Annotated in this window: 17 protein-coding genes; 11 read left to right on the top strand and 6 right to left on the bottom strand. The window is 54.6% G+C overall.

Features of this window, described 5'->3' with window-relative positions:
* The first annotated feature begins 86 nt into the window (after positions 1–86).
* The 4 genes from dctP (at position 87) to JI62_RS00945 (ending at position 3,529) form a co-directional block, all read left to right on the top strand.
* A complete protein-coding gene (gene dctP / locus JI62_RS00960; protein WP_088698369.1) occupies positions 87–1,085 on the top strand; it encodes a TRAP transporter substrate-binding protein DctP in 999 nt (332 codons plus the stop codon).
* 62 nt (positions 1,086–1,147) lie between these two features.
* Positions 1,148–1,654, top strand: a complete 507-nt coding sequence (locus tag JI62_RS00955) for a TRAP transporter small permease (protein WP_035576621.1) — start codon at positions 1,148–1,150, stop codon at positions 1,652–1,654.
* Positions 1,654–2,967 carry a TRAP transporter large permease gene (locus tag JI62_RS00950; protein WP_088698368.1) on the top strand — a complete coding sequence of 438 codons (1,314 nt, stop codon included), beginning with the start codon at positions 1,654–1,656 and terminating at the stop codon, positions 2,965–2,967. The genes JI62_RS00955 and JI62_RS00950 overlap by 1 nt, the downstream gene beginning before the upstream one ends.
* A 118-nt stretch (positions 2,968–3,085) precedes the next feature.
* Positions 3,086–3,529: an ion channel gene (locus JI62_RS00945; protein WP_088698367.1), complete on the top strand. Its 444-nt coding sequence runs from the start codon at positions 3,086–3,088 to the stop codon at positions 3,527–3,529.
* 9 nt (positions 3,530–3,538) lie between these two features.
* On the opposite strand, the gene zigA is transcribed toward JI62_RS00945, so the two are convergent.
* The 5 genes from zigA to JI62_RS00920 form a co-directional block, all read right to left on the bottom strand.
* A complete protein-coding gene (gene zigA / locus JI62_RS00940; RefSeq protein ID WP_088698366.1) occupies positions 3,539–4,765 on the bottom strand; it encodes a zinc metallochaperone GTPase ZigA in 1,227 nt (408 codons plus the stop codon).
* Between the two features lie 111 nt (positions 4,766–4,876).
* Positions 4,877–5,152 (bottom strand): TIGR03643 family protein, encoded by a 276-nt coding sequence (locus JI62_RS00935; RefSeq protein ID WP_088698365.1) that lies wholly within the window; start codon positions 5,150–5,152, stop codon positions 4,877–4,879.
* A 3-nt stretch (positions 5,153–5,155) separates the two neighbouring features.
* The gene (locus tag JI62_RS00930) at positions 5,156–6,550 is read right to left on the bottom strand and encodes a PepSY-associated TM helix domain-containing protein (protein WP_088698364.1); all 1,395 of its coding nucleotides are present in this window, start codon (positions 6,548–6,550) and stop codon (positions 5,156–5,158) included.
* 96 nt (positions 6,551–6,646) lie between these two features.
* On the bottom strand, positions 6,647–7,279 hold the full coding sequence (locus JI62_RS00925) for a class I SAM-dependent methyltransferase (RefSeq protein WP_088698363.1): 633 nt from the start codon (positions 7,277–7,279) through the stop codon (positions 6,647–6,649).
* Positions 7,280–7,532: 253 nt separating this feature from the next.
* Positions 7,533–7,880 carry a helix-turn-helix domain-containing protein gene (locus tag JI62_RS00920; RefSeq protein ID WP_170938452.1) on the bottom strand — a complete coding sequence of 116 codons (348 nt, stop codon included), beginning with the start codon at positions 7,878–7,880 and terminating at the stop codon, positions 7,533–7,535.
* 471 nt (positions 7,881–8,351) lie between these two features.
* On the opposite strand from JI62_RS00920, the gene JI62_RS00915 reads away from it, so the two are divergent.
* The 3 genes from JI62_RS00915 (at position 8,352) to mdoH (ending at position 15,136) form a co-directional block, all read left to right on the top strand.
* Positions 8,352–10,697, top strand: coding sequence for a putative bifunctional diguanylate cyclase/phosphodiesterase (locus JI62_RS00915; RefSeq protein ID WP_088698361.1), 2,346 nt, complete (start codon positions 8,352–8,354; stop codon positions 10,695–10,697).
* Between the two features lie 355 nt (positions 10,698–11,052).
* Positions 11,053–12,636 carry a glucan biosynthesis protein G gene (locus JI62_RS00910; RefSeq protein ID WP_088698360.1) on the top strand — a complete coding sequence of 528 codons (1,584 nt, stop codon included), beginning with the start codon at positions 11,053–11,055 and terminating at the stop codon, positions 12,634–12,636.
* 4 nt (positions 12,637–12,640) lie between these two features.
* Positions 12,641–15,136 carry a glucans biosynthesis glucosyltransferase MdoH gene (mdoH, locus tag JI62_RS00905; protein WP_240513090.1) on the top strand — a complete coding sequence of 832 codons (2,496 nt, stop codon included), beginning with the start codon at positions 12,641–12,643 and terminating at the stop codon, positions 15,134–15,136.
* Between the two features lie 81 nt (positions 15,137–15,217).
* Here the strand turns inward: mdoH and JI62_RS00900 are convergent, their stop codons facing one another.
* Positions 15,218–16,165, bottom strand: coding sequence for a helix-turn-helix domain-containing protein (locus JI62_RS00900; RefSeq protein ID WP_088698358.1), 948 nt, complete (start codon positions 16,163–16,165; stop codon positions 15,218–15,220).
* Between the two features lie 227 nt (positions 16,166–16,392).
* On the opposite strand from JI62_RS00900, the gene JI62_RS00895 reads away from it, so the two are divergent.
* The 4 genes from JI62_RS00895 (at position 16,393) to JI62_RS00880 (ending at position 20,832) form a co-directional block, all read left to right on the top strand.
* Entirely contained in the window at positions 16,393–17,808 is a 1,416-nt protein-coding gene (locus JI62_RS00895) for an ethanolamine ammonia-lyase subunit EutB (RefSeq protein WP_088698357.1), read from the top strand.
* Positions 17,798–18,634 carry an ethanolamine ammonia-lyase subunit EutC gene (gene eutC, locus JI62_RS00890; RefSeq protein WP_088698356.1) on the top strand — a complete coding sequence of 279 codons (837 nt, stop codon included), beginning with the start codon at positions 17,798–17,800 and terminating at the stop codon, positions 18,632–18,634. The genes JI62_RS00895 and eutC overlap by 11 nt, the downstream gene beginning before the upstream one ends.
* A 179-nt stretch (positions 18,635–18,813) precedes the next feature.
* Complete coding sequence (gene eat, locus JI62_RS00885) at positions 18,814–20,253, top strand: ethanolamine permease (protein WP_088698355.1); 1,440 nt, start codon at positions 18,814–18,816, stop codon at positions 20,251–20,253.
* A gap of 84 nt (positions 20,254–20,337) precedes the next feature.
* Complete coding sequence (locus tag JI62_RS00880) at positions 20,338–20,832, top strand: CIA30 family protein (protein ID WP_088698354.1); 495 nt, start codon at positions 20,338–20,340, stop codon at positions 20,830–20,832.
* Positions 20,833–20,885 lie beyond the last annotated feature (53 nt).

The following is a 20,885-nucleotide window of genomic DNA, read 5'->3' as shown; positions in this document are numbered from 1 at the left end:
TTGCATCAGATGTTTTAAGAAGGGTTCACAAAAAATATCAACACAACAACCGCTATAAAAAACCACCTTGTGCAGGAGACTAACTCATGAAAAAAGTAACCCTTACCCTGGGCATGCTAACAGCCCTGGCGTCCACTCAGACCCTAGCATTGGATCAAATTAACGCGGTGCATGCGTTTCCTCCCTCGCTGATCTATACCCAGAGCTTTTTAGAGTTCGTCGATAAGGTTAACGAGCGCGGTGAAGGTGTGGTGCAAATTAACGTGCGCGGCGGCCCTGAAGTGATTGGTCTTTCCGAGCAGCCCGACGCAGTGCGCAACGGCGTGGTGGATATGGCCTACACCGCCGCGAGCTTCTACGCAGGTACCGTGCCAGAGCGTGATGCCATGGTGGCTTCTAACACCAACGCTATTTTCGCCCGTGAAAATGGCGGCATCGATCTGCTGAATGAAATTCATCAGGAGAAGATGGGCACTTACTACCTGGGCTGGTTCGACAGCGGGGTCAGCTACAACTTCTACACCATTGATGAGCCCACTATTGATGACGAAGGTAATCTAAACGTTTCGGGCCTTCGTCTACGCAGTAACCCGGTGTATGACGCCTTCTTCCAGGACTACCTGGGCGCGCAGCCAATCAGCCTGCCGACCACCGATGTTTATGCGGCCCTGGAGCGAGGCGTAGTGAACGCGACCGGCTGGACTCAAATTGGCCTGAAAGACCTCAATTGGGATCGTTTCCTTAACTACCGGGTTGACCCTGCCTTCTTCTCTACCGATATGGGGGTGATCGTTAACCTGGATAAGTGGAACCAGCTCAGCGAAGAGTCGCAGCAAATTCTTCAGGAAGTCGCCATTGAGCATGAGCGCGACAGCGCCGAACAACTGGCTGAGTTAGCCAAAGAGCAGCAAGCCGAGCTTGAGGCTGATGGCATGCAGGTCATTACCCTGGAAGGCGAAGCAGCACAGCGCTTCTCAGACGCTGCCCGGGATGCCACCTGGGAGCGTATGCGCGGCCAGATGGAGCGCCACCCCATGGGACTTGAGCATTACGATACGCTGATTGAAAAATTCAACGATCTATAGAAACGTAGGGGCGCCGAGCGATCGAGCCCCCTATTTGTGTGGCTTATTTTCTAGGGTCTTTTATGCGCTACGCACAACGCGGCTACCTGCTGCTGCTTAACGGCATGGCCCTGCTGGCCGCCATCATGCTGGTATGGCTGATGGTAGCGGTGGTGCTTTCCGTGGTGATTCGTAACTTAGGGCTTCAGCCCTCGGCGTGGTTTTTCCTCTCCACTGAATACGCCATGTTCTACCTCACTCTGCTCGGGGCTCCCTGGCTGGTGCGCCAAAAAGGGCATGTGCATATCGAGCTGCTGACCTCGGTGTTGCCACCAGCAGCGCTGAATATACTCAGCCGTGGGGTGTCGCTGCTCTGTGTCGTGGTGTGCGGCGTGCTGGCGTGGAAGGGGCTTGATCTGGTGCTGCTCAATATTGAGCGCACTGACTATGACGTGCGGGCTTTCTTTGTGCCGAAATGGATACTGACCATCGTCTTCCCCATCAGCTTTTCCCTGATGGCGATCGAATTTGGCCGCTTTGTGGTGGGCCATGAAATTCTTCACAGCGGCGAAGCGGGGATTAAAGAATAATGGAATGGTATTTTGCGCTCGCTTTCCTACTCTCGCTGATTCTCCTGTTCATGGCCATTGGCACCCCCATTGCTTTGGCGTTTTTGGCCGCCAACGTGATTGGCGCCTGGCACTTTATGGGTGGCCAAACCGGCATCTTACAGATGCTCAACAACGGTTTCGGCGCACTCTCCAGCTTTAACTTGGTGCCCATTCCGCTGTTCTTGCTGATGGGCGAACTGTTTTTCCGCACCGGGCTGGGCATGAAAATGTTCAACGCTGTGGATCAGCTAATGGGCAAGGTGCCGGGGCGTTTATCTTACGTCACAGTGGTGGGGGGTACGGCGTTCTCAACTCTGAGTGGCTCCTCCATGGGCTCTACGGCATTAATGGGTTCGCTATTGGTGCCGGAAATGGAGCGGCGGGGCTATAAAAAGAAAATGGCGATTGGCCCGATTCTGGGCACTGGGGGCCTGGCGATTATTATTCCGCCCTCCGCGCTGGCAGTGCTGTTAGCAACCTTAGCGAAAGTGGATATTGGCGCACTGCTTATCGCTGGTATTCTGCCGGGACTAACGCTGGCGGGGTTCTATATCGCAACCATCTTTATTCAGACCAAGCTGGATCCACTGGCCGCCCCGAATTATGAGCTTGAGCCGGTGCCGCTGAGCGCGAAGCTCAAACTGATCGTGACCGATATTCTACCCATGCTCAGCGTGATGGTGATTATCGTCACGCTGATGCTGATTGGGTTTGCCACGCCGTCAGAAGCCGCAGCCTTTGGTGCGCTAGGCGTGATTATCCTGGCGTTTATTTTCCGCTGCATGACCTGGGAGGCGTTTAAACTTTCGGTCACCGGGGCATTAAAAGTCACGCTAATGGCCTACCTGATCGTGTTTGGCTCGGCTACCTTCAGTCAGCTGCTTGGCTTCTCTGGCGCTTCGGGTGGCTTAATCGGCTGGGCGACCAGTTTTGATCTGTCGCCGATTCTGATGCTCCTGGCAATGTTCGCGGTGCTACTGGTGCTGGGCACCTTTATGGAGCAGATCTCTATCATGATGCTCACCGTGCCGATCTTCTTCCCACTTGCCCAGGCGCTGGGGTTTGACCTGGTGTGGTTCGGTATTGTGGTTTTATTGGCTCTGGAAATCAGTTTCTCAACGCCACCGTTAGGACTGCTGCTTTTTGTGATGAAAGGTGTTGCGCCCGCGGGTACGACCATGAGCGAAATATACTCGGCGGCGATTCCTTATATCCTCTGTTCGATGCTGCTGGTCGCGGTACTGATCGTGTTTCCGGGCCTGGCGACTTGGTTGCCCAGCATGTTGCAGTAATTAACCCGTAAATGTCGTGAATAACCTCCCAGGCTAACATTAGCCTGGGAGGTTTTTTTATTTTCAGATCCTTGACTACGCTTAAGCTCTTTCAAGAGCATCAACGCAGGGAGCAGCAATGTTAAGCGGAACTGGGGCGGCCATTGTTATTACGGCGATAGCGGTACTGGCCAGTGTGGTGGTGCATTTTGAAGTGGCCATTCGGGTGAGCCGCAAACTTGAGTACTGGCCGTTAACGCTAAGACGGCGTTTTCTAGTCCTAATGTTCTCGTTGTTTGGAGCGCATGTGGCCGAAATTTGTCTGTTTGCTCTTGCGTTGGTAGGTCTGCAATATCTACCGGAAACGGGACAGCTTTCCGGCAGTGAAACGGTAGCACTGTGGGATTATCTCTATGTGTCGGCAACGAGCTATACCACCCTCGGTTTTGGTGATCTAACTCCCGAGGGTGGTATCCGCCTGCTTCTCAGCACCGAAGGCCTGATCGGGTTCATGCTGATTACCTGGTCTGCGTCGCTTACCTTCCTACAAATGCAGCAGCACTGGGCAGTGGGGGCTGAGTAGCCAGCTAGGTTACTCCCAGGCAGGGAAGGGGTCGGGTAGCTTCTTCCATGCTTTCATGCCTTCCTGCAGCTCGGCTTCGCTCAATAGGCAGGCGTCCAGGGCTTCACGCATCTTGGCTTGATCCAGATCCTGGCCGATAAACACCAGCTCCTGGCGCATATCCCCGAACGGCTCCTGCCACTTCTCCATAATAAACTGTCGCGTTTCGGGGTCGGTAGGCCAGCGCTCTTCGGGAATCGCTTTCCAGAACACCCCCGCAGGGCCATGGTGGGCGATGCCGCCTGCCTGGCTCCACTGGCCCGCAGCTTGGGGACGGGTGGCAAGCCAGAAAAAGCCCTTCGAGCGTAACAGGCCTTTGCCGAACCACTCCTGATTGAGTAGGTCATGAAATTTCTGCGGATGAAAGGGGCGACGGGCGTGGTAGGCGAAGCTGCCGATGCCGTACTCCTCGGTTTCTGGAACGTGTTCGCCACGCATCTCCTTTAGCCAACCTGGCGCCAATTGGGCGCGCTCGAAATTGAACTTACCGGTATCCAGCACTTTGCCCAGTGGCACGCCACCTTGGGTAATGGGCACTAATTCCGCATCGGGATTCAGCGTGCGCAGAATGGCTTTCAGGGCTTCCAGATCTTTCTCATTAATCAGGTCAGTTTTACTGATCAGCAGCACATCGCAAAACTCGATTTGATCGACTAGCAGGTCGGCGACATTGCGCTCGTCGTCTTCGCCTAAGCTTTCCCCAGCTTCAGCGAGGCTTTGTGCTTCGCGGTACTGTTCAAGAAAGTTGGCACCATCGACCACGGTGACCAGCGTATCCAGCCGGGCAACATGGGAAAGGCTTTGGCCGCTTTCATCTTCAAAGGTGAAGGTTTCTGCCACGGGCAGCGGCTCGGAAATCCCAGTGGACTCAATAACCAGGTAATCGAACTTGCCTTCCCGGGCCAACTGGCTGACTTCTTCTAGCAAGTCTTCGCGCAGGGTGCAGCAGATGCAGCCGTTACTCATTTCTACCAGCCGTTCCTCACTGCGATTAAGCGCCACGTCGCCGTCCAGCGTTGATTCGCCAGGGCCGCCGCGCACCAACGCACCGTCGATATTTACCTCGCTCATATCGTTAACGATAACGGCGACACGGCGACCTTCACGGTTGGCCAGAATATGATTGAGCACGGTGGTTTTACCGGCGCCCAGAAAACCCGAGAGCACCGTCACGGGCAAGGGAGTAAATGCGGTCATTGCTAGGTCACCTCTAAACGGGCTTGTGTTATGTGATAATATAACAATTAAGTCATTTAGAGAAAGGCTTCTTTTGTAGAAGACTTGGTCAGTTTTGTAGGTGCTAATTTGTTAGCGCTTGTACTGTGTTGGGCAGTAGCCGCGTAGCACATCCGGCGAGCGTAGGGCTTGGTGTTTGGTCGTACGACCGGTAACACGTTTGCGCCATAGGCGAAACGAGGCGGGTTTGAGCTGATGACGCATCACCTCAATGACATCCGGCTCGCCAAGGCCAAATAGCGTTTCGATGGCTTCAAACGGCGTGCGGTCTTCCCAGGCCATTTCAATGATGCGCGACTGCTCGTCATCGGGTAGGCGGCGAAAGCGCTTAACGGGGGCTTTGGGCATCGTTCACCTCATGGTATTCGAATGGCGGGCATTTAGCGTGCGGGCAGTGTAGCGCTTTTTAATAGTCCAGCGCAGCGCATCGATCACCACAAAAATCGCTAGGCTGGCGCCCAGGACAGGCAGCGCCAGGCCCACAGCGATAGTGCCTGCCAGCAGGCTTAATTTGGCCGAGAGCGGCAGTTGCCAAAACGGCTCAGCCACCGTCGGAAAGCGCTGACCGCTTACTGCGCGTAACCGCCGCCACGCCATTAAATAACCCCATACGATCAATGTCACAAGCCCGGCGGCGATCAACGCCAGCACGATTTGATTGGCAATACCAAACAGCACCCCCATATGCAGATCAATCCCCCAGCGGGTGAGTTTGGCGGCCCATGGAAAGGTGGCAAAGTCGGTTTGATCAGTCACTGCCATTGAGCGTGGATGCAGTGCCACTTGATCTACCTGGGTGGGCCATTGGCGGTCAATTTCCGCTACCCGCCATGCCTGCTGGGGAGTGCTTGGGGGCGTGAGTTGCATCCGCGCTGCGCTGAGGCCCGCCTGACGAGCAGCATTCAGTGCCCGATCAAAATCTTCTGGCGTAATAGACGTGGCTACCATGGCCATATGGCCGTGATGCTCGGCATGTTCGTCGACGACTTGGCTATCGGTATCGTTCAACGCCGTTGAGGCACTTGGCGTGCCCCAGCCCCAGGCATGACGAAGTTCCGCAATATTGTCCCCCGCCCACTGTGACCATGTAAGCCCGGTGGCCGAAAAGAACAGTAACCCCAGCGAGAGTACCAGCCCAAGCGTTGCGTGGCGCCGGCGAGTCCTGTGAGGGCTGACAAGCGCTTTCAGCGAGCGGCGCTGACGAATCCATAGCAGCACACCGCCTAGCGCAGCCACCCATAGCCATGAGGCGGCCAGTTCACTATAAAGACGCCCTACGTTACCCATTAACAACTGGCGGTGAAAGTGATCAATCGCGGTGCGTAGTGGCAGGATGCCACTGGTACCGTAAACAGTTGTCTCACCCGTCACTTCCAGCGAAATGGGGTCAACGAATACAGCGCGGTGTTCAGATGGGCCAAGGCTTGGCTCGCTATACATCAGTCGGGTCGTGCTGCCGGGGTCCGGTGCCGGGCGCACTGCGCTTGGCAAGGTGGCGCTGTCCAGGTAGCGTTGTGCCGCCGCAATTTGTTCGGCAAGTGGCTGAGGCTCTCCCTGGTTAACCCCATTCAGGGTGTCGTGGTAAAGCCACTCTTCAAGCGGTGGGCTGAGTAAGTAAGCGATGCCGGAGAGGGCCGCAATCAGTATAAAAGGGCCGACGAAGAGGCCGATATAGAGGTGCAGACGGCTAATCAGGGCAAAAAGCAGTTTGCCAGTGTGGGTAGAGGGGCGGGTTGGGGCTGTCATGCGCTGGATCCGAGTGGCATCGGTAAAAGAGAGAGACAGCTTAGATAGTTTACTTAGCAACTACTAGCCTACACACAGCGGTAAAAAGTCACACGCCTAGCGATTAGAGGGTGTGGGTTTCGCGGCTAGGAGTGCACGAAATAGGCCATTCATTAGCACCGGTTCGTCGTGGCGAATCAGGAACCCAGCGTCGGTGAGCAGAGGCTCCGCTTGCCGGGTAATGTCGGTTGCAAGGGCTGATGTAAGTAGGTTCAAGAGGCGCCGGCCTGGCCCTGCAGGTTGTGCATCCGGCTGAAACTTATCCATTACACACAGTTGCCCGCCGGTTTTAAGCACCCGGTGAGCTTCGGCAAGCCCTTGTCGTGGGTCGGGCATCACCGCCAGAATCAAGTGCATAACCACTACATCAAAGTGCTCATCGGGGTAACTGAGTGCTTCGGCATCCATCACACCGCACTCCACGTCTCTATTCAGCGCAGCCGCCCGTTTAACCGTTCGCTTGACCATGGCAGGGGCTATATCAGTGGTGTGTAATTCGATGTCCTGGGGCAGGAAAGGCAGATCCAACCCTGTCCCCGCGCCTACCAACAGCACGCGCATGCCGGGCTCCCAGTCCACTTGGCCAAGCGCTATGCGCCGCGGCCTGCGAAACACGCGGGCCGCAACCGGATCGTAAAAAGGTGCGTAAACCGTATAGCGCAGTCGGTTCCAAGCAGTGGTGTTGAGCATAGCGCCTCTTTGCAGCACAGCGCTGCGATGGCTGAGCAGTGGTGACTGGTTACCTATAGCATAAACGCCATTATTCAACCAATAGGGCACTGACGGTGTGGTGCTGGTTTATAAGGCCGATATTGAAAAGCGGGTTCCTTTCTTTATGTTGAATCAAAATTTTAAGTTTTGAAAAAGATCAATTTGGTTTTGATTATAAGGTTTATTATGGTCTGATTTTTAAACCGTGGATGTGTTATTGTCATTATGTTTTTTACCCTTTCTGAAGGCGCGTAGTTAAGTTTTCAACAATATCGATCACTAATTTTCTATCATTTTGATTTAAAGGGGCTAAAAGTTGCTTCATTCTGCTTGACTGGTCATCAATATGAAAGCTTGCTTGGCCAAGCAGCTCCGCGGCTTCGCAATTGAAAATTTCAGCAAGCTCAATTAAGCGCACGATATTAGGGATCACCCGCCCGCGCTCGATACGCGAAACGGCTTCATTGCCAACGCCTAAGCGCTCAGCAACCTCTTCTTGGGTCAATTGACTGCGAACCCGCTGTTTGGCAATGGCTCGGCCAATACTGCCCGCTAGCCGTTCCTGTTCTGTTTTGTTCACGATGCCCTCCATTAGACCTAGATGGTTGAGGAACGACCTATTGACATGAAGGACTGTTTAGGTTGAATATCATCTTCTAAGGTTGATTTGGATGCTGATAGTTACTTTTTGTTTCATTTGATTACTCGCTGAAATGAATAATTGGCGGATATGAATTTAATCGACTATCCAAAAAACATAGATGGATAAATGAAAAACCTCAGCTATGAAGTGCACTATCGAAGGTGATTTGATAGGTAGAAGCTGAATAGATTGAATGTTCGTATTTGAGTTGAGTTTTCTTTTAAAATTGGCATCAATGTTTTAAAGAAGAAGTGTCGTTAGTGTTTAATGATGTTCGTGTGTAAGTTTTAGCGTTTGAATAAAACTGTCGAATAACGTTTATGCGGTAGACGTATGTGTTTTTTCAAATAGAGTGTTCAAGAAAACGGGATAGAAGCTTGATATTTAAATCTGAAGGCGCTTAATAGCATGCACCCTACTTCTGCACCAGAGATTTTTCGACAGCTGGCGGATAAGTTGTCCTATGTCAGTGAAGAGGGTTTTTTTCACCACCTCGTGAGATCCTTGGCGGATATTCTCGGGGTGGATCACGTTGTTGTTGAACATGTTGATAGCCATCAGAGTATTTCGACAACCCTGGCTGTGTGGTCTCAAGGTGAGTTCATTGAGCTGGCTCCCTATTCGCTCCAGAACACACCATGCCAGCAGGTCGCCAATCACTCACGTCTATTTGTTGCCTGCCAGATTCGCGAGCAGTTTCCGGCTGACCAGCGTCTGGCGGCCTTGAAGGCAGAAGGGTATTTGGGCATCTCTATCGCGGCACCTGGCGGCGGTTTTTTGGGCGCTATTGTACTGATGCACTCCTCTGCTCTGGGGCTTCCTCCGTATGCCGACGAAGTATTACGTATCGCAGCGGCGTTGGCAGGCGCCGAATTGGCGCGCCAGTTAGCGGAGAGTCAAACACGCGAACGTCTGTTACATAAAAAGCTAGCGCTGCAGCGCATTGGTCGATACAACGAAGATTTGATTAACACCCTTCATGAGCAGCAACGTTTCCAGCACGCTGTGGTTAGCGTGGCCACTGCTATATCAGCGGAAAATGGCGAAGCGTTTCTGCATCAACTAACCGCCCATATGGCTGAGGCGTTATCTGCCGAAGTGGGGTTTATAGCGTTGCTGGATGAGCAGGATGCCGATATTGCTCATACCTTAACGCTGTATGTCCATGGTCAGTGCCAGGATAATTTTGCTTATTATCTTCCCGGCGTCCCTTGTCACAAGGTCATGATAGAGCAGGAGTGTATCGTGCACGAGGGCGCCGCCATTATGCTGCCTGCCGAGAGCAACGGGGCGCTTTCGTGGGTAAACGGTTATGTTGGGCGGCGGCTGGATGATAGCCATGGCCAGCCCATGGGGCTTATTGGTGTCATGTTTAAAAAGCCGCTGAACGATGTGGAGGTGGTGCGCAATGTGCTGCAGATATTCGCCGCGCGGGCCGCTTCAGAGCTAGAGCGCCAGCAAGACGAAGTACGCATTCGCCAATTGGCCTTTTGTGATGCTGGCACCCAATTGCCTAATCGGTCGGCCTTTATGCGCCACTTGGAAAACGTGGTCGCTGATCCCCAAACCACCGAACTAGCGCTATTGCTGCTGGATCTTAATCATTTCAAAGAGATCAATGATACCGCTGGCCACGACCTGGGTGATTTAGTCCTTAAGGCCGTGGCCGAACGCTTTGCGGCGTCGCTAACAGAGGGGCAGTACCTGGCCCGTTTAGGTGGCGATGAGTTTGTGGTGGTATGCCCAGGTGTCCAGGCAAATAGCGCGTTAGCGACGGCTCAGCGACTGTGTGACAGCATCGCACTGCCCTTTATGGTTGAGCAACACTCTTTCGAGCTTTCCGTGGGCATCGGCCTCGCGCTTTATCCCCAGGATGCGGCAACGCCATTAGAGCTGCTGAAACACGCCGACATTGCCATGTACCAAGCAAAACGGCAAAAGCTTCCCGTGTGCGTATTTGAGCCCTGGATGGAGCGCATTGTGGCTGAACAGCTGCATATCGCCAAACGCTTAGCGTCAGCCATTGCAGAGAAACAGCTGAGTTTGCACTTTCAGCCTCAGGTAGATTTACACAGCGGCCGGTTAATTGGCGCCGAGGCACTGTGCCGGTGGCACGATGAGGAGCTGGGACAGGTTTCACCGGGCAAGTTTATCCCCATTGCCGAGGAGCGCGGCATGGTCGTTGCGCTTGGCAGTTGGGTCATTGAAGAAGCCTGTAGGCAGCTTGCCGCATGGCGAGAGCAGGGACACTCCATGCCTGGCCAGTTGGCGATTAATATTGCCGCCCAGCAGTTTGAAGAGGATGACCTGGTCGCCAGCGTGCTCAATCGCTGTGCCCAGTTCGCCGTTGAAGCGTCACAGCTGAGTCTTGAAATTACCGAAAGCGGCATCATGGAGAACCCTGAAAAGGCAATTGCAATCACTGAAGTGTTAAAGAGCAAGGGGTTAGGGCTGTCTATTGATGATTTTGGCACCGGGTACTCGTCGCTTGCTTACCTGAAGCGCTTTGCCGCCGATAAGATCAAAATCGACATCTCCTTCGTCCGCGATATGCTCACCAGCGACAATGACCGTGTCATTGTGGCAACGATTATTGCCATGGCGAATACGCTGGGTCTAGAGACCATTGCAGAAGGGATTGAAAACCAAGACCAAATCACCGCGCTGCTGGCATTGGGCTGTGCTCAGGGCCAAGGCTATTACTTTGATCGGCCATTGACCGCAAAAGAGTTCGCCGAGCGCTGGCTTCGCTAGGTCAGTAGGGCGGTGTTGCGTTCAGCGTTTGTAAAGGGCGTCCACCAAACCTATCTCTATAATAATGATAAGCTTAAGATAGCACCTGTTCTCCCGGCTCAACGAAGCGAGCCAACTCTCATTTTAGCTGCAACTCTTTCAAAAAGCCCGGTTATTCAGGGTGCCAAGTAGTCTAGACTCATGCTATACCTAAAACGTAACCTCATCTTCAAATACGCTCAAGGTGCGCGCTTTCGCGATGGTGAGAAAATCAAAAGGACGCATTTAGCTGATCGAATGGACGCTATCGTATGTCGATTTGGTAAATAAGCGAATTTGAATTCAGTCAAAGGATTGTACAGGAGCATTGCGCTAAATGAGTGAATCGACCCTGCAAAGTAAATTCTCAAGTCGCAAAGGTTGTTTTTCAGCAGTTGTTCTAAGCGGGCTACTGGTGGGGAGCATCCCGCTTGAGGCTGTGGCGTTTGGTTTTGATGATGTCGCTCGAAGGGCAGAGGAACTGGCTCAACAGGGCTACCGTGCCCCAGAAACATCTTTGCCGGATCAGTTGCGCGAACTCAGCTATACCGAGTATTCGCAAATACAGTACAAGCGCGATCGCGACGTATGGAGCGGTAAAGGCGCACCTTTCACACTGAGCTTTATCCCTGAAGGAATGCATTATGACAGTGCCATCCAATTAAACAGTATTGATCAGGAGGGCGAGGTTCACGGCTTTGCTTACAACCCTGACGACTTTACCTACGGTGATTTAGACATCTCCGACGATGTTAAAGAGAGCGATGGCGTGGGTATCGCCGGCGTCAGAATCAACCACTCACTCAATGGTGTTGATAGTAATGAAGTGATGGTGTTTCTGGGCGCAAGTTATTTTCGCGCTATCGGCGAAGGGCAGGTTTACGGTCTTTCAGGGCGCGGGCTGGCCGTTGATACGGGATTATCGTCGGGCGAAGAGTTCCCTCGTTTCAGCGAAATGTGGATCGTCGAACCAAGTCCAGAAAGTCAGTACTTGACGATTTTCGCCCTGCTTGACTCGCCAAGCGTTACCGGTGCCTACCGCTTCGTGCTACGCCCCGGAGAAGACACCATCGTCGACGTACAGTCGCGGCTATATTTGCGTCGGGCTGTCGAGAAGCTGGGGATTGCTCCGCTAACCAGTATGTATCTCTACGGCCCAGAGCAGCCTTCATCGACGCAACACTATATCCCGGCCATGCATGACTCAAATGGGCTATTAATCAGTGATGCGCAGAATGGCTGGCTGTGGCGCCCGCTAGCCAATCCGGCCAGATTGATGATGAATAGGCATGCTACACCTCAGTTACGCGGTTATGGTTTGATGCAGCGTGGCCATCACTTTAGCGATTATCAGGATATTGATGCACGTTATGATTTGCGCCCAAGCGCCTGGATTGAACCACGCAACGAGTGGGGAGCTGGTAGCGTTGAGCTGATTCAGATTCCGACAGACAACGAGACCAACGACAACATCGTCTCGATGTGGCTGGCTGACGAAACGCATGAACCTGGAGCACCGCTGGAATTCGATTACCGCATTACGTTCACCGCAAGTGAAAGCCGTCACCTTGATCCTGAGCTTGCCTGGGTGGCAGAGACGCGTCGCTCACGGGGGGAGGTGATTCGCGATGACCTGGTGCGTGAGCCCGACGGTACACTCGCCTTTGTTCTCGACTTTGTCGGATCCTCGCTTGAAGGGATCGGCAAGGGTGCCAATCTGAGCGTTGAAGCCAGCGTAGGCGATAATGGCGAATTGGCTAATAGTCGCGTTGTTCAAAACCCGGCCACTAACGGCTGGCGCGTATTTGTCAACGTGAAGCGCAATAATGGCAGCCAGCCGTTGGATATCAGGGCCAAGCTAATGCTGGATGGCAAGCCATTATCTGAGACTTGGTACTATAGGCTGCCTGCCAATGGCTGAAACAATGTCTTCTTCGCAGGCAACGCCTACGGATCTTTATTTAGAGCGGTTGGCGTTAGAGACCCAGGATCGTGAGGAGCGCTACAAGTTACTGGTCGGTGATCTTGATAAACACGACATGGCTTCGCTGCATGCGGCGCTGGGTGGGGAGAGAGATTGCCAGAGTAAGGACAGTGATGACCCGGCAGCGTTATCTGTGGGTAGGCGTTTGGCGCTTGCCTATGCAGAGCCGCCACTAGCGCCACCGGAAGTGCTGTCAACGGACACGTCGGGCATTACACGACTATGGACTGCGCCAGCGATGAAGCGGACGCCGCTGGCCCCCCAAAAGTGGTCGACCAATCCTTTTGTGAATATCGGCCGACGTTTCAAGCGCTGGGCTAACGGTGATTTCCGTCGGCGTAAAAGAGCGTCACCCTCCGCGTCTTGGAAGTGGGTCGCCTCAAGGCGTCGCTGGATTTTGCTGGTGCTTATTTTTGGTCAAAGCATCATCGCCGCCAATCAGATGCGTACCGTACTCCCCGGCCAAGGCCTGGAGTGGCTTGAGATCACTATCCTATCGTTGTTTGTGCTGCTATTTGCCTGGGTATCCGCCGGGTTTTGGACGGCCTTGATGGGGTTTTTCCAGCTATTACGACGCCATGACCGCTACGCTATTGATAGTGAGGTGGGTGACGAGCCGATTGATGATGAGGCACGTACAGCGTTGCTGGTGCCCATCTGTAACGAGGACGTTGCCAGGGTATTTGCCGGGGTGCGCGCCACCCTGGAGTCATTGCGCAGCACGGGTAATGATCGTCATTTTGACATCTTCATCCTGAGCGATACGTCCGATCCCGATACCGCCATTCAAGAAACCTATGCCTGGCTGGTGTTGTGTCGCGACTTGGATGCGTTCGGTCAGGTTTTCTATCGCCGTCGACAGCGTCGTGTGAAACGTAAGAGCGGTAACCTTGACGATTTTTGCCGACGCTGGGGAGCACTCTATCGCTATATGCTGGTATTGGATGCCGATAGCGTTATGAGTGGCCAATGCCTTACCCGGCTGGTGCAAATGATGGAGGTGCACGCCAATGTGGGTATTATCCAAACGGCGCCACGTGCTTCCGGACGTCTCAATTTGTACGCTCGCATGCAGCAGTTTGCGACGCGGGTTTACGGGCCGCTGTTTACCGCCGGGCTGCATTTTTGGCAGTTAGGCGAATCACATTATTGGGGCCATAACGCGATCATTCGCTTAGCGCCGTTTATGCAGCACTGCATACTGGCGCCACTGCCCGGTAAAGGCTCCATGTCGGGCGAGATTTTATCCCATGATTTTGTCGAAGCAGCGCTGATGCGCCGCGCCGGTTTGGGGGTATGGATTGCCTACCAACTGGAAGGCAGCTATGAGGAAATGCCGCCTAACCTGCTCGATGAGCTCAATCGCGACCGACGCTGGTGTCACGGCAATTTGATGAACTTCCGGCTGTTTTTTTCCCAAGGCATTCATCCCGTGCACCGTGCCGTTTTCCTGACCGGTTTAATGTCTTATCTTTCAGCGCCGCTATGGTGTCTTTTCCTAGTCCTCTCTACCGCACTGTTAGCCGTGCACACGTTTAGCACCCCCGACTACTTTCCTGAGCCGGGGATGCTGTTTCCTGTTTGGCCGCAGTGGAACCCCACCTTAGCAGTAGGACTGTTTGGTGTGACGGCGTTACTGCTGTTCTTGCCTAAGCTGCTCAGCGTATTGCTGGTGTGGATACAGGGTAGTCGTCGATTTGGCGGGCCACTCAAGGTGTTGGCGAGCATGGTGCTTGAGTCGCTCTTCTCGATGCTATTGGCGCCAGTCAGGATGCTGTTTCACACTCGCTTTGTGCTTACGTCATTGATGGGGTGGGCGGTTCAGTGGCGCTCACCATCACGGGAAAATAGCGACACGACCTGGGGGGATGCCTTTCGCGCTCATTGGAGTCAAACCCTAATAGGGGCTGTTTGGGCAGCGGGCGTTTACGTTATGGAACCAACATTTCTGTGGTGGCTCTCGCCCATCGTCGTCGCCTTGATGGTATCGATCCCGGTATCCGCGCTGTCGAGCCGTGTCTCGTTAGGGCGGTTCTGCTTCCAAAGGCGGTTGTTCCGGATTCCCGACGAAACGCAACCGCCACGAGTACTGCGGCGCATGGTGAGCTTGCTCTCCCGTATGAACACAGGCATGGCGGCGCCCTCTTTTGCCCAAGTGGTGGTAGACCCTGTGCCCAATGCGTTGGCCACTGCCTTAGCAACATCACGGCATAACGATGTTGAACCAATACGTCGACGTCGCGCCGAGCGGGTGGCTCGCGGAGTCAGGATGGGGCCCGCGGCAATGAGTCGGCTGGAGCGTTTGGATTTTCTAGATGACCCGGTGATGCTGTCGCAGCTGCATTATCACATTTGGGACGACAGCATGGCGCACCACAGTTGGTTTGATTGTGGTCTGCCGGGGCGTGAATCCAAGCACCTGCCGACCTTTAACTAAGCTTACTAACGCGTGTTTAATAACTACCGCAGTTAATCAGGCCCGCGGAAGGCTAGCTTGTATAGCCTATCCGCGATTGGCTCAAAACGCTCTCCCATTAAGCGTTTGCGAAGGTGACTCCCCAAACTGCTGCTTATAGTCGTGGGCAAATTGGCCCAGATGCCAGAAGCCCCAATAGGTCGCAATGTCTGTTACCGACTGCTCCGGCGATGCCGCACGCAGCGCCCGACGTACGCGATTCAGCCGTGTCAGGCGTAAAAACTGTAGTGGGCTAATGCCTAAAATGGTCGTAAAGCTGTATTGCAGCGTGCGACGGCTAACATGGGTCAACTGGCAAAGCTCCTCCATGGTCACCGGGCCATCCAAATGTTCGTCTACATAGCGCTTAACACGATCAACCACGTCCTTGCGATGGGCGTAGCTGGGGGGCAGTTCGGCGCTAGGCTGCTCTGCTTGTAGCAGTTCCAGTAGCGCCATAAGCAGAATATCTTGATGAATATGGCTGGCGATCGTCAGCGTTTGGCTGGTGAGTAAACGTTCGATAAGAAACGATACGGCATTCAGCGTCTCCTTGGGCGCAGGCCGACGTGGTCTCTCCTGCCAGCGTTTATCCAGGCTCACACCCTGCCGTTGGGCAGCCTCTGCTAACGCTGGTAGCTGAATCACTAGTCCATAGATATCGAAGGTTTCGGGGGTGACCAGCTCAAAGTCCCGTCCGCCAGGGCGGCACATCACCTCGCCCGCGCTAAGCGGTTGACCGTTGATACGCGTACCCTGGCGAGTGGTAGGAATCCCGATCCACAGCGAGTTTGGCCACACCCGGCAATCCTGACGTAGCGCCTGCCCGGTGTACTCCTTAAACACCTGCATGGTTTCAAGTGCCACTTCATCCAGGCGGCCATAGAAGCTGCCAGGACTGAGCTGATCGTACTCCTGCTGCCAGCGCGTCAGGTTTTGCGCATGCTCATCGGCATCAAAGGCCTCTTGAATGCACCTTGTTGGTGCGAATGAGCTGTCGAGCGTGGTCATGAAGCGCACCTCGCAGTGATTATTTGGCTAATCATAATTTATTTATCGCCATAACATTTTGTATTTATTTGGATTTGTGAAATGTCAGTGGGTTTGCCAAAACTCGATACTACCTGACTAGTGATAGCGCTATGGTAGAAACAAGCAAGTTTTATACCTCAACGCGTATGCCTGACGCTGTGTCTAAAAATATACGTAGAAATTGAAATATAAAAAAGGAAGGCCCCATGACGCAGACCTATCACACGACGGTGGGGAGCCGCCGCTACCGTTTTGAAAGTCTAGCCGAGCTGATGGCCAAAGCCACGCCACCCCGTTCCGGCGACCGTTTGGCCGGGGTAATGGCGGAGAGCGCCGAAGAGCGGGTGGTCGCCCAAATGGTATTGGCCGAACTACCGCTCACTACTTTTTTAAACGAAGCGTTGATTCCTTATGAAGAGGATGAGATCACCCGGCTGATTATGGATGAGCATAATGCCGCCGCCTTCGCTCCCATCAGCCACCTGACCGTGGGCGACTTTCGTAACTGGCTACTTTCTGATCACGCTACCAGTGAGGTACTCGCGGAAGTGAAAGCGGGGATTACCCCCGAAATGGCCGCCGCTGTCAGCAAGCTAATGCGCAATCAGGATTTGATTCTGGTTGCGAAAAAGTGCCGGGTTTCCACTGCGTTTCGTAATACCATCGGCCTGCCGGGGCGGCTCTCTACTCGGCTCCAGCCTAATCACCCCACCGACGACGTGACCGGTATTGCGGCGAGCATCCTGGATGGCCTGCTCTACGGCAGCGGCGATGCGGTGATTGGCATCAACCCGGCAACGGATAATGTCGCCCAAAGCGTCAAGCTGATGCGCCTGATGGATGAGGTGATTCAGAAGTATCAAATTCCCACCCAGTCCTGCGTGCTTACCCATGTGACCAATACGCTGGAAGCGATCGAGCAGGGCGCCCCGGTCGATCTGGTCTTTCAATCGATCGGCGGCACCGAGGCCACTAACCGCAGCTTTGGCTTTGACTTGAGCACTCTCGCTGAAGCCGAAGCGGCGGCCCAGTCGCTGAATCGCGGCACGGTGGGGCGCAACGTAATGTATTTCGAAACCGGCCAGGGCAGCTCGCTCTCCGCCGATGCCCACCATGGGCTCGACCAGCAAACCTGCGAGGCCCGCGCCTACGCGGTAGCGCGCAAATTTAATCCGCTGTTGGTCAACACCGTAGTGGGGTTTATCGGCCCCGAGTACTTGTTCGACGGTAAAGAGATCACCCGGGCCGGGCTGGAGGATCACTTCTGCGGCAAGCTGCTGGGCGTGCCCATGGGCTGCGATGTCTGCTACACCAACCACGCCGAAGCTGACCAGAACGATATGGATAACCTACTCACGCTGCTCGGCGTGGCGGGCTGCAACTTCATAATGGGTATCCCCGGCTCTGATGACATTATGCTCAATTACCAGACTACCTCCTTTCACGACGCGCTTTATGCACGGCGAGTGCTGGGGCTGAAGGCCGCGCCGGAGTTTGAGCGTTGGCTCGAAGAGATGCAGATTTTCCAGGATGTCAGCACCCACCGGCTCAATGACCAGCTACCCGCCGCCTTTGCCAACAGTCTGCGCCACCTACCCAAGGAGCCTCGCCATGGCACATGATCCATCATCACCCATCGTGGTGGAGAACCCCTGGGAGCGGCTAAACGCCTTTACTGACGCACGAATTGGCCTGGGGCGCGCTGGGGTTAGCCTGCCGACCAGCAAACTGCTGGCGTTTCAACTCGCCCATGCCCAAGCCCAGGATGCGGTTCACTGCCCGCTGGATGTGGAAGCACTCTCCGCAGAGCTAACCCAAGCCCTAAGTTTGTCTGAAGCACCGCTGCGCCTGCACAGCCACGCCCAGGATCGTGCCATGTACCTGCAGCGGCCCGACTATGGCCGTCGCCTTAACGACGAGACCCGTGAGTACCTACAGAAAGCCGCTGAGTCTCAGCAGCGCTATGACCTTGCGATCGTTGTGGTCGATGGGCTTTCTGCGTTGGCTGTACAGCAAAACAGTGCGCCGTTTCTTAGCGCGCTTTATCAGATGCTGAACAGCGATGCGGCTGATTGGACGCTAGCACCACTGACGCTTGTCGAGCAGGGGCGTGTGGCGATTGGCGACGAAATTGGCGCACTGCTCAATGCCGATGCCGTGCTGGTGATGATCGGCGAACGGCCAGGGCTAAGTTCGCCGGATAGCCTGGGGCTATATATGACCTGGGCACCGGAACCGGGGCTAAAAGATGATCGGCGCAACTGTATCTCCAACGTACGCCCGGCAGGTCTACAGGTGGAGGAGGCTGCTCGACGCTTCTTTCTACTGTTAAAAGAGGCCCGTCAGCTCAAGGTATCCGGGGTTAAGTTAAAAGACCGCAGTGAAGACGATGTGCTGGAAGGTGATGCCTCATCCGGTTCAACACGCAACTTTTTGGTCGCTGATTAACGACCTTGGCCCACGGCAAAAGCCGTACAGCAGCAGACGTATAACACCAGACGTATAACAACAAACGTTTAACAATCAGGACGTAACAATTCTCCCATAACAATATGGAACGCAGTAAGCAGCCTATAGCAAAGCACGCCGCTGACGACACTTTCGTTCCACACCATGAGGGTAAAAAGATGACACAACCATCTGTTGATGAAGCGTATCTGGCCAAGCGCCAACTGCGCAAAGGTACCGCTGGCTGGATGCTGCTGGCGGGCCTAGGGGTTTCCTACGTAATTTCCGGTGATTTCGCCGGGTGGAACTTTGGTATTGCTGAAGCTGGCTGGGGTGGCTTTGCGATAGCCGCGTGTCTGATGGCATTAATGTACCTGGCGCTGGTGCTGTCACTTGCCGAAATGTCGGCGGCGATACCCGCGGCTGGGGGCGGCTACAGCTTTGCCCGCCAGGCAATGGGGCCTGCTGGCGGCTATCTGACCGGGCTGGCCGTATTGATCGAGTATGCCCTGGCACCGGCGGCTATTGTGATCTTCATTGGTGCCGCCGTAGAGTCGTTGCTGGGTATCAACGGGCCGCTGGTCTACCTCATTTTCTACGCGCTGTTTATCGGCATTCACCTGGCGGGGGTTGGGGAAGCGCTAAAAGTCATGATGGTCATCAGCGGCTTGGCAGTGTTTGCTATCCTGGCTACTGCCGTCGCACTGATCGGTGATTTTGATGCCACCAACCTGTTCGATATTGCCCCTACCGATGCGGCGGGTGCGAGCACCTTTATGCCCTTTGGCTGGTACGGCGTCTGGGCGGCATTACCCTTTGGTATGTGGCTGTTCCTGGCGGTAGAAGGCGTACCGCTGGCTGCCGAAGAGGCTAAGGATCCTGCCCGGGACATGCCCAAAGGCATTATCGGCGCGATGCTCTTCCTGCTCTTCACCGCGCTGTTAGTCGTGGTGCTGCTGGCGGGTGCGGCGGGTGCCGAGATGATCGGTCAAAGCGGCGTGCCGCTGGTGGATGCGTTGAATGCAGCAGGTAACCCGACCCTGGCAACCGTGGTGAACGTGCTGGGCCTGGCGGGGCTGATTGCCTCCTTCTTCTCTATCATCTACGGCTACAGCCGGTTGGTGTTTGCGCTCTCACGGGCGGGGTACCTCCCCAAGGCACTGTCGCTGACCAGTGGCCGTAAAGTGCCTTACCTTGCCTTGATCGTGCCCGGCGTGTTTGGCTTTCTGGTGTCGTTAAGCGGTGAAGGCGACCTGATGCTGGGAATGGCCGTGGTCGGTGCGACGATCTCTTATGCGCTCATGGCACTCAGCCATATTCTACTGCGGGTAAAACAACCCGACCTGCCGCGCCCGTATAAAACCCCTGGCGGTGTCGTCACCTCAGGGATTGCACTGGTGCTTTCCCTGGTTGCGCTCACCGGGGTATACGCCTTCGACCCACGCGCCTTTAACTACACCATTGTGCTGTTCATTGTTGGCGCAGCCTACTTCTTCCTCTACAGCAAGCATCACCTCGTAGCGAAAACCGCCGAGGAGGAGTTTGCGCTGGTGGTCGCTTCACCTGAAGATCTGGAAGGTAGTGATTCAGACCCAGCTGTCACGACAGCGAAGCTGTAATTTGCGAGGTTAATCGCCTAGGCTAAACAAGCCTCTTTGCCCTGCGGCAAAGAGGCTTTTTTGGCTAATGATAAAGGAGTCGTCATGACGTTGACATTTGATCGTCCCAGCGAGCAGCAGCGCTGGTATGCCGTTGATGATGACGTAATGGGAGGCGTTTCAAGGAGCGCTTTTCGCGTTACTGATGGCGAAGGACATTTTCATGGCGAGGTGTCACTGGAAAACGGCGGTGGCTTTGCCTCCGTTCGTCGCGAGCCCAACGGCTTCGAACCCACGCTGGCGGATGCCCAGGGCCTCGCGCTGACCGTGCGGGGCGACGGGCGTACCTATCAACTACGTCTGAAAAGCACCGCTCTGGGCGATGCCTCAGCGTACCGAGTGAAGTTTACGCCTGCTCAAGATGCCTGGGAGACGCTGCACTTTTCATGGGATGCTTTTGAGGCAGTGCGGCGGGGAACGGTATTGAGTGACGCGCCAGCAATAACGCCAAGCGAGATTCACCAGCTCGGCTTTTTGATTGCTGACCGCACGTCTGGCGCCTTCTGCTTACAGGTCAAACATATAGAGCCCTTGCGCTAACTGGGCACAGGGTACCCACCAAGGTCGTCTCGCATATGGTTTCCAGTTACGCG

This window comes from Halomonas campaniensis (genome assembly GCF_002211105.1).
Classification (GTDB): Bacteria; Pseudomonadota; Gammaproteobacteria; order Pseudomonadales; family Halomonadaceae; genus Vreelandella; species Vreelandella campaniensis_A.
This window is presented reverse-complemented; position numbering and strand designations above follow the sequence as displayed.

Excerpts from the sequence above, each read along its gene's own strand:
- eutC (WP_088698356.1), top strand. The coding sequence starts at position 17,798 with ATGGCACATGATCCATCATCACCCATCGTGGTGGAGAACCCCTGGGAG.
- JI62_RS00900 (WP_088698358.1), bottom strand. The coding sequence starts at position 16,165 with ATGACCACGCTCGACAGCTCATTCGCACCAACAAGGTGCATTCAAGAG.
- mdoH (WP_240513090.1), top strand. The coding sequence starts at position 12,641 with ATGTCTTCTTCGCAGGCAACGCCTACGGATCTTTATTTAGAGCGGTTG.
- JI62_RS00880 (WP_088698354.1), top strand. The coding sequence starts at position 20,338 with ATGACGTTGACATTTGATCGTCCCAGCGAGCAGCAGCGCTGGTATGCC.
- JI62_RS00910 (WP_088698360.1), top strand. The coding sequence starts at position 11,053 with ATGAGTGAATCGACCCTGCAAAGTAAATTCTCAAGTCGCAAAGGTTGT.
- JI62_RS00915 (WP_088698361.1), top strand. The coding sequence starts at position 8,352 with ATGCACCCTACTTCTGCACCAGAGATTTTTCGACAGCTGGCGGATAAG.
- JI62_RS00925 (WP_088698363.1), bottom strand. The coding sequence starts at position 7,279 with ATGCTCAACACCACTGCTTGGAACCGACTGCGCTATACGGTTTACGCA.
- JI62_RS00895 (WP_088698357.1), top strand. The coding sequence starts at position 16,393 with ATGACGCAGACCTATCACACGACGGTGGGGAGCCGCCGCTACCGTTTT.
- JI62_RS00945 (WP_088698367.1), top strand. The coding sequence starts at position 3,086 with ATGTTAAGCGGAACTGGGGCGGCCATTGTTATTACGGCGATAGCGGTA.
- zigA (WP_088698366.1), bottom strand. The coding sequence starts at position 4,765 with ATGACCGCATTTACTCCCTTGCCCGTGACGGTGCTCTCGGGTTTTCTG.
- eat (WP_088698355.1), top strand. The coding sequence starts at position 18,814 with ATGACACAACCATCTGTTGATGAAGCGTATCTGGCCAAGCGCCAACTG.
- JI62_RS00950 (WP_088698368.1), top strand. The coding sequence starts at position 1,654 with ATGGAATGGTATTTTGCGCTCGCTTTCCTACTCTCGCTGATTCTCCTG.
- JI62_RS00930 (WP_088698364.1), bottom strand. The coding sequence starts at position 6,550 with ATGACAGCCCCAACCCGCCCCTCTACCCACACTGGCAAACTGCTTTTT.
- JI62_RS00935 (WP_088698365.1), bottom strand. The coding sequence starts at position 5,152 with ATGCCCAAAGCCCCCGTTAAGCGCTTTCGCCGCCTACCCGATGACGAG.
- JI62_RS00955 (WP_035576621.1), top strand. The coding sequence starts at position 1,148 with ATGCGCTACGCACAACGCGGCTACCTGCTGCTGCTTAACGGCATGGCC.
- dctP (WP_088698369.1), top strand. The coding sequence starts at position 87 with ATGAAAAAAGTAACCCTTACCCTGGGCATGCTAACAGCCCTGGCGTCC.